The 7228-nt window shown below is 61.4% G+C and carries 10 protein-coding genes and 1 tRNA gene; all 11 read right to left on the minus strand.

From position 1 onward, the window contains the following. Nucleotides 1-138 precede the first annotated feature (138 nt). Nucleotides 139-516 (minus strand): 50S ribosomal protein L7/L12, encoded by a 378-nt coding sequence (gene rplL / locus NKH50_RS28805; RefSeq protein ID WP_023680442.1) that lies wholly within the window; start codon nucleotides 514-516, stop codon nucleotides 139-141. A gap of 54 nt (nucleotides 517-570) precedes the next feature. Further along, the gene (gene rplJ / locus NKH50_RS28810; RefSeq protein ID WP_352882561.1) at nucleotides 571-1089 is read right to left on the minus strand and encodes a 50S ribosomal protein L10; all 519 of its coding nucleotides are present in this window, start codon (nucleotides 1087-1089) and stop codon (nucleotides 571-573) included. A 392-nt stretch (nucleotides 1090-1481) separates the two neighbouring features. Beyond that, nucleotides 1482-2180 (minus strand): 50S ribosomal protein L1, encoded by a 699-nt coding sequence (gene rplA, locus NKH50_RS28815; RefSeq protein WP_023680441.1) that lies wholly within the window; start codon nucleotides 2178-2180, stop codon nucleotides 1482-1484. A gap of 4 nt (nucleotides 2181-2184) precedes the next feature. Continuing rightward, nucleotides 2185-2613, minus strand: coding sequence for a 50S ribosomal protein L11 (rplK, locus tag NKH50_RS28820; RefSeq protein ID WP_023680440.1), 429 nt, complete (start codon nucleotides 2611-2613; stop codon nucleotides 2185-2187). A gap of 160 nt (nucleotides 2614-2773) precedes the next feature. Continuing rightward, nucleotides 2774-3301 (minus strand): transcription termination/antitermination protein NusG, encoded by a 528-nt coding sequence (nusG, locus tag NKH50_RS28825; protein WP_006333333.1) that lies wholly within the window; start codon nucleotides 3299-3301, stop codon nucleotides 2774-2776. Nucleotides 3302-3328: 27 nt separating this feature from the next. Further along, nucleotides 3329-3532, minus strand: a complete 204-nt coding sequence (gene secE / locus NKH50_RS28830; RefSeq protein ID WP_023680439.1) for a preprotein translocase subunit SecE — start codon at nucleotides 3530-3532, stop codon at nucleotides 3329-3331. Between the two features lie 363 nt (nucleotides 3533-3895). Further along, a tRNA-Trp gene (locus tag NKH50_RS28835) sits at nucleotides 3896-3971 on the minus strand. A 28-nt stretch (nucleotides 3972-3999) separates the two neighbouring features. Next, nucleotides 4000-4560: a hypothetical protein gene (locus NKH50_RS28840; protein WP_352882563.1), complete on the minus strand. Its 561-nt coding sequence runs from the start codon at nucleotides 4558-4560 to the stop codon at nucleotides 4000-4002. Between the two features lie 129 nt (nucleotides 4561-4689). Continuing rightward, the gene (locus tag NKH50_RS28845; protein WP_352882565.1) at nucleotides 4690-5172 is read right to left on the minus strand and encodes a group II truncated hemoglobin; all 483 of its coding nucleotides are present in this window, start codon (nucleotides 5170-5172) and stop codon (nucleotides 4690-4692) included. Nucleotides 5173-5297: 125 nt separating this feature from the next. Next, nucleotides 5298-6986 carry a COG3904 family protein gene (locus NKH50_RS28850; RefSeq protein ID WP_352882567.1) on the minus strand — a complete coding sequence of 563 codons (1689 nt, stop codon included), beginning with the start codon at nucleotides 6984-6986 and terminating at the stop codon, nucleotides 5298-5300. Between the two features lie 158 nt (nucleotides 6987-7144). After that, on the minus strand, nucleotides 7145-7228 hold an 84-nt coding region (locus tag NKH50_RS28855), incomplete at its 5' end, for an EF-Tu C-terminal domain-related protein (RefSeq protein ID WP_455749504.1).

Consider the following 7228-nt stretch of genomic DNA (forward strand, 5'->3'; position numbering starts at 1 on the left):
TTTTTAAATTTACCGCCACACAACATTTATTACCCCCTTTTAGAGGGGGGTGCTGGTTAGTTTTTTTACTGCCACCCGTCCGACCTCCAGGCCAACGTGGGGGGGGTGGCTCTCTCTTGGCCCGCCGGTACTCAACGCTTACTTCAGTTCGACCTTGGCGCCGGCTGCTTCCAGCTGGGCCTTGAACTTGTCCGCGTCGGCCTTGGAAACGGCTTCCTTGACCGGCTTCGGAGCCGCCTCGACCAGGTCCTTGGCTTCCTTGAGGCCAAGACCGGTGATGGCGCGAACTTCCTTGATGACGTTGATCTTCTGAGCGCCTGCCTCGGTGAGGACGACGTCGAATTCCGTCTTTTCCTCGACCGGAGCAGCAGCGGCCGCAGCGCCGCCGGCAGCGGCAACCGCCACCGGAGCAGCGGCGGAAACGCCCCACTTTTCTTCAAGAAGCTTCGACAGCTCGGCCGCCTCGAGGACGGTCAGCTTCGAAAGGTCGTCTACGATCTTTGCCAGATCAGCCATTGCAATGTTCCTTCATAAGGTTCGAACGTGTGTTTGTGATAGCGAGGAACGGCCTCATGCCGCCTCGTCCTTCCGGGCGTAAGCGCCGATGACGCGCGCGACCGAAGCCGCAGGCGCATTGACGATCTGGGCGATCCGGGTTGCCGGCGTGGCGATCATGCCAACCAGCCTGGCGCGCAGCTCATCGAGCGACGGAAGTGTGGCGAGTGCCTTAATACCGTCGGCATTGAGCGAGGTGGTGCCCATTGCGCCGCCGAGAATGACGAGCTTGTCATTTCCCTTGGCGAAATCGGACGCGACCTTCGGCGCCGCAATCGGATCCTCCGAATAGGCGATCAGCGTCTGTCCCTTGAACAGCTCGATGATCGATGCGGAGTCCGTGCCCTGAAGAGCGATTTTGGCGAGACGGTTCTTCGCGACTTTGACGGTGCCACCGGCGGCGCGCATTTTCGACCGAAGGTCGTTCATTTGCGCGACGGTGATACCGGCGTAGTGGGCCACGACGACTGAACCAGCGCTTGAAAACGCATCATTCAGGCCCGTGACGAGTTCGCGTTTTTCCGCTCTGTCCACTGCCTATCTCCAGTTGACCCCTGCCCTCTACGAAGGACAGGCGTCGGGTTGCCTTTTGCCGGCCGGGCCATCCAGTAACGGATCTCCCGAACGACGCTCGAGGATCCTGCCCCCTTTCGCCACACCTGCCGGCAAGCCGGACGGTGCGCAGACAAAAGGCAAACACGGTTCGAACCTTTCATTGGAGCTTATGGCTCCTTTGTCCGGTCTTCACCCGTCTCATGCAGGCCCGCATGAATTAAGGCCCACATCACCTAAGGCTTGGGGGCCGCCTGCAATCTCGGACAGGATGTCCGGAAGCCTTTCGACTTCCGGTACCGGGCCGCCGACAGGTCGGAGGCCCGGAATTCTTTCACGGATCAGCGTTTTAGCGGCCGATCCAATTGTTCGTATCAGGACGCTGCGAGCGTCGAGACGTCGAGCTTGAGGCCCGGGCCCATCGTCGAGGTGACCGACACCTTCTTGACGTAGTTGCCCTTGGCACCAGCCGGCTTTGCCCTGGTCACCGCATCAGCGAAGGCGCGGACGTTTTCTTCCAGCGCCTTGACGTCGAACGAGACCTTGCCGACGCCGGCGTGAACGATGCCGGCCTTCTCGACGCGGAACTCGACGGCGCCGCCCTTCGATGCCTTGACGGCGGCGGTAACGTCGGTGGTTACGGTGCCGACCTTCGGGTTCGGCATCATGCCGCGCGGACCGAGCACCTTGCCGAGACGGCCGACCAGCGGCATCATGTCCGGCGTGGCGATGCAGCGGTCGAAGTCGATCGTGCCCTTCTGGACGATGTCGACCAGATCCTCGGCTCCGACGATGTCGGCGCCGGCGGCCTTGGCCTCCTCGGCCTTGTCGCCACGCGCGAAGACGGCGACGCGAACGCTGCGGCCGGTGCCGTTCGGCAGGTTGACCACGCCGCGGACCATCTGGTCGGCATGGCGGGGATCGACGCCGAGGTTCATCGCGACTTCGATCGTCTCGTCGAACTTCACCGAGGAGCGATCCTTGAGCAGCTTCAGCGCCTCACCCAAAGCATAAGCCTTGTTGGGATCGATGCCTTCGCGGGTCTTCGATACGCGCTTTGCAATCTTTGCCATGATCTCAGCCCACCACTTCCAGACCCATCGAGCGGGCGGAGCCCTCGACCATGCGCATGGCCGCCTCGACGTCGTTTGCGTTCAGATCCTTCATCTTCTGCTCGGCGATGGCGCGCACCTTGTCGCGGCCGATCGTGCCGGCCTTGACCTTGCCCGGCTCCTTCGAGCCCGACTTCAGGTTCGCAGCCTTCTTCAGGAAATAGCTCACCGGCGGCGTCTTCATGACGAAGGTGAACGACTTGTCCTGGTAGTAGGTGATGACGACCGGAACCGGCGAGCCCTTTTCCATTTCCTGGGTCTGCGCGTTGAACGCCTTGCAGAACTCCATGATGTTGATGCCACGCTGACCAAGCGCCGGGCCGATCGGGGGCGACGGCGTGGCCGATCCCGCGGAAACCTGGAGCTTGAGCTGGCCTGCAATTTTCTTAGCCATCTCTCTTCCTGCCTTTTCTCATGCCGGTCTTGCCAGCGGTTGCAGTCTGGTGGTGCGGTCCGGGCGGCCGGCTAAAGCCGCATTCGCCTCCCACCCGTTTTTGGCCGCGCGATCTCCGCGCCGCCTTCCCTGCCGCCGAAACCGGTGCAGGGATTTCGGATCAGCCCTTCTCGACCTGTCCGAATTCCAGATCGACCGGCACGGCGCGCCCGAAGATCGAAACTTCTACCTTGAGCCGCGCCCGCTCCTCGTCCACTTCCTGGACGAAACCGTTGAACGACGCGAATGGTCCATCCGAAACGCGGATCGCTTCGCCGATCTCGAACGTCACCGACGGCTTCGGCCGCTCGACGCCTTCCTGAACCTGGTTCAGGATACGCTGGGCCTCGGCTTCGGTGATCGGCACCGGCTTGGAGTCGCCCAGGAAACCGGTGACCTTCGGCGTGTTCTTGACGAGCGAGAACACGGCGTCGGTCAGATTGGCCTTCAGCAGCACATAGCCCGGAAAGAACTTGCGCTCGGCATCGACCTTGCGGCCGCGGCGGATCTCGACGACCTTCTCGGTCGGCACCACGATCTGCTCGATGTCGGCGGACAGGCCCTTCTGCTTGGCCTTGTTCTCAATGTCCTCGGCGACCTTCTTTTCAAAGTTCGAGTAGGCGTGGACGATGTACCACCGCGCGGTCATTTCAAGACTTCTCCGTAATCGCCGGACTTACTGTCCGAGGCCGAGGATTTTTTCGACCGCAAAGCCCATGGCCACGTCTGCGGTAAAGAAAAAGATCATCGCGATGACCGCGAACACAAGGACCATCACCGTCGAGATCATCGTTTCGCGCCGCGACGGCCAAGTGACCTTGGCAGTCTCCGCGCGAACCTGCTGGAGAAAGGTGAAGGGATTTGTGGTTTTCGAAGCCATATGCCGCTCTGTCTGCAAGACCCGCTGGCCGGGTCTCCTGGATGATCCCGCTGGCCGGGACGTGCCGCTTGAGCGTGCGTTCGCGCCGAATCAGCGCAATCATTTCGCCCATGCAAATCAGACGCGTAAAGCCGGCTTCCCAGCTCCACGCGTCGCGTGTCTGTCTCGTCTACATAAAACCGATTCTTGATCCACGCAAGTGGCAAGTGTCCGCTTTATGGCCAAACGCCGCCTCGGAACCATCCAGTCGTCCCGTCCCGGCTATGCGGCCCTTATGCCGCAACTTGTGCTATATGGCAAGTCACAAGCCGATTTTCAAAGGCCGCACTGCAAAAGAATCGTTTTAGGCATCCATTCAAAGAATGGCACGGGCAGCAGGGCTCGAACCTACGACCTGCGGTTTTGGAGACCGCCGCTCTACCAACTGAGCTATGCCCGTATGCGCATGTCGGCGCAGCAGGCGCTTCCTAAAAGCTTCCGCGCGCTCTGTAAAGAGCGACGTGCGCTGCCCAGCCTTCTCTGCGGAAGTCCAGGCGTCCTCCCGGCCATTTCCCGTCGATTCTCTGGTTGCTGACGATCAAGCCGACCCAGGGACGCACGATTTTCGGGTCGGTCAGATTGATATATTTTCCAACCAGCCCTTTCGCACCCTCGCGCCGCGCATCGATCAGCCCTTTGCGCACGCCATGATGCCAATCGAACAATAGGTAAACTCTCTCTCCCGCTGTCTTCACCTCGCCCCGGCCGGACTTCCATTTATCGTCGGCATCGCCCGGAATCGTGGGATCGGCACCGCCGTTCCACCGGCTGGACCAGCTGCCGTCGATCGTGTCGTTGCTGTTGCCGTCACTTTCGGTGCCCCACGTTTCGGCGTTTTCATCACTTGAAGTTCCCTCCAGTTTCACGGCGGCGAACGCCGACACCTCCTCGTCGTCGGGAGTGGGGACGTCCATGACGCCAAATGGATTTCGAGTTCCGCGACCGCTGTCAAAGGCGCTGTCTGAACTTTTCTTGCCTTCCGATCTCATCGCAAGCCTCCGGTTCTCAGTGTGGCCCCGCCAGTCGACGGCGACTTCAAACCGTTAGCCTGGAGGACCGAAACCTTCATGGCCACCCGTTTTCCTGGCCGGCAGGGTTTTCGACCGATTCGTGCCCGGTCAGTCTCCCGAAGGCGGCTTGTAGGGGCCGCCCGGCACCCCCCAACCCCAGGCCGGAATTGGTTCGCTCTCGGGATCGCAGGTCGGGCCCTTGTTGGAGTTCATCTTGGCCAGCCGCGATCCCCATTCGACATAGCCCATGAAGGCCGAGCGGAATTCGGGATCGTCAGGCAACCCGATCTCGTCGGCGGCGTCGGCAAGAAGATTGATCCAGCGCCGGCGCTGCTCCTCGGTCAGATGCTTGCCGAGATGATGCATCACCATCTCGCGATGGCCGCCGTGCTTTTCGCTGTAGGTTTTCGGTCCACCAAAAACTTCGCCGATGAAAGCCGCGACGTGGGCGGGATGATCGGGCGACATATGTTTGAACACCGGCCCGACGATGGGGTCCCGAGAGACGCTGTCGTAGAAGGTTTGGGTCAGGCGGTTCAACGCTTCGGAGCCGCCGGCCCATTCGAACAATGTCGGGACATCATGGCTCATTCGCGGTCCCTCCCATGCTGGTCTTCAACCGCGCTGGACGATAGCGGAAACATCGAGCGCCACTCAACCTGCCTCGATGGCCAGTCGGCCGCGGCTATCATGCCTGTCTTACGATTTGACCGGTCTTACGACTTGACCGGCGTGCTGGCCTGAGCCTTGGCGCCCGAGATCTCGCGGCAGTTCTCCGGCCTTGGCTCCGATCTGCAGATGCCGGGCCCGGTCAATTCGTCCGCGGACCCAGGCCCGGTCGTCAGCCCGACTTTCAGCATCATCTCTGGTTCAAGGTGCCGGTAGCGCGAGTATTGCGCCGATTGCATCGCCGAAAACATGCCGGGTCCAACAGTCATGTCCTCGAGATAGGCCTTGACCCGCTGCTCGAAGCCCATCGAATGCACGCTCAACTGTGCACGCGGGCCGACCAGGCGTTTGACACCGCCGGCGAGCATGATCGGGCAGGCCGAGCCGCACTCGCCGCCGGCATCGACCGTCAGTCCGTTGTAGACGCCGCCTTCGGCCGTGCAGTCGGCCTGCCGCGGCTCGCAGCCAATGAAATCCGTCCGCGCCACGGCGACGTCGAGTTTACGTTCGCGGATCAGCCTTCCGGCCGCCAAAGCACCGAGCACGTCGCCACCCGGCGAACTGACTACGATGGGCAGGCGCCGGTCGCCGACGCTATCAAGCAGTTGGCGCAATTTTTCGGCCGTGTCAGCGGTAATCGTGCCTTCGGCCGAGATCCATTCCGGGCAATTGGGATTGCATAGCGGGTTGCTGCCGCGGACCAGGACGAAGCGCATGTCAGCGACCTTCGCCGGCGGGGTTTCGAGCCCCAGAGGTGCAGGCTCGGCGCTCGCCACCACTTGCCCGGCCGGCTTTGCGATATTCGCCGGCGCCGGCACTTCCCTGCAACTCGCCGGCAACGGATCGGATTTGCACAGGGTTGGCGCGGTCAGCAGGTCGACGGCATCCAGACTGGTGACGAGATTCATTTGCAGCATATCGTAGGGGATCAATTGCTGGATGCCGCTGGCCGGCGTGCTTTTCATGGTCTCAAGCACGCCCAGGCCGACGCCCATCTCCTTCAGATAGGCCGCCAGCTTCCGCTCCAGCGGTTTGTTCATTTCGTAGGTCTTGTAGCTGCCCGCGTTCTTCCGGCTGACGACCCTGGTACTGAGTATCTTCTTCTTGCCTTTCACCATGCGGTAGGTGGTGCGGTACAGCAGTTTCGTCCGGATATAGGTCGTGGTGATCTGATGGACGCCGAGAAAGGCCCACTCCCCGACCACGCGCCGGATGCCACCGGAAAACATCAACGGGCAGGCGGAATTGCAGATGGCGCCGTTGCTATAGGCATCGCCGAAATAACGGGCGCCCTTGCCGTCGTTTTCCTTGCAGTTCTTCATATCTGGCAGGCAGCCGGCGAAGCGGGTTTTGCCGACGGCGATATCGAGCTTGTTCTTGCGGATCAGGCGACCAAGTGTCAGCGCCGCTTCGACATTGCCGCCAGGGGAATCGACGACGATCGGCAGCTTTCGGCCGCCAAGCGCCTTCAGCGTGCGTTTGAGCAGGGCGGGCGTGCCGGCTTCTATGGTGCCTTCCGCCGATATCCATTCCGGGCAGTTGGGCTCGCAGCCCGGCGCACTGCTGCGGACCACGACGAACCGCATCGTCGGGCCGAAATCCGGCGTGGATTTTTCCGGCGTGGATTTTTTTGCATCCGCCGCGAAGGCAGCGTGGCCCATGGCAACCAACGACACCAGGCAGATCAGCCCTAGCGACCACCATGCCTGACTATGCAAACGGCGCCATGGAACCATTTGGGCAGCCCCCTCGATGCAACCTATACTAGTTATGGCAGAGGCGCTTGCAACAGGATTTGAAGCAATGCGGTTAATCCATTGCCGGAATATCAGAATCAAAAGGGCGGCCCGAAGACCGCCCTTTTGCATTCGATCTCAACCGGCAGCGCCGACGATTACTCTTTGATGGTGACGACGATGCCGGCACCGACGGTGCGGCCGCCTTCACGGATGGCGAAGCGTAGCTTCTCTTCCATGGC

Source organism: Mesorhizobium sp. M1027, from assembly GCF_040318745.1.
Lineage (GTDB): Bacteria > Pseudomonadota > Alphaproteobacteria > Rhizobiales > Rhizobiaceae > Mesorhizobium.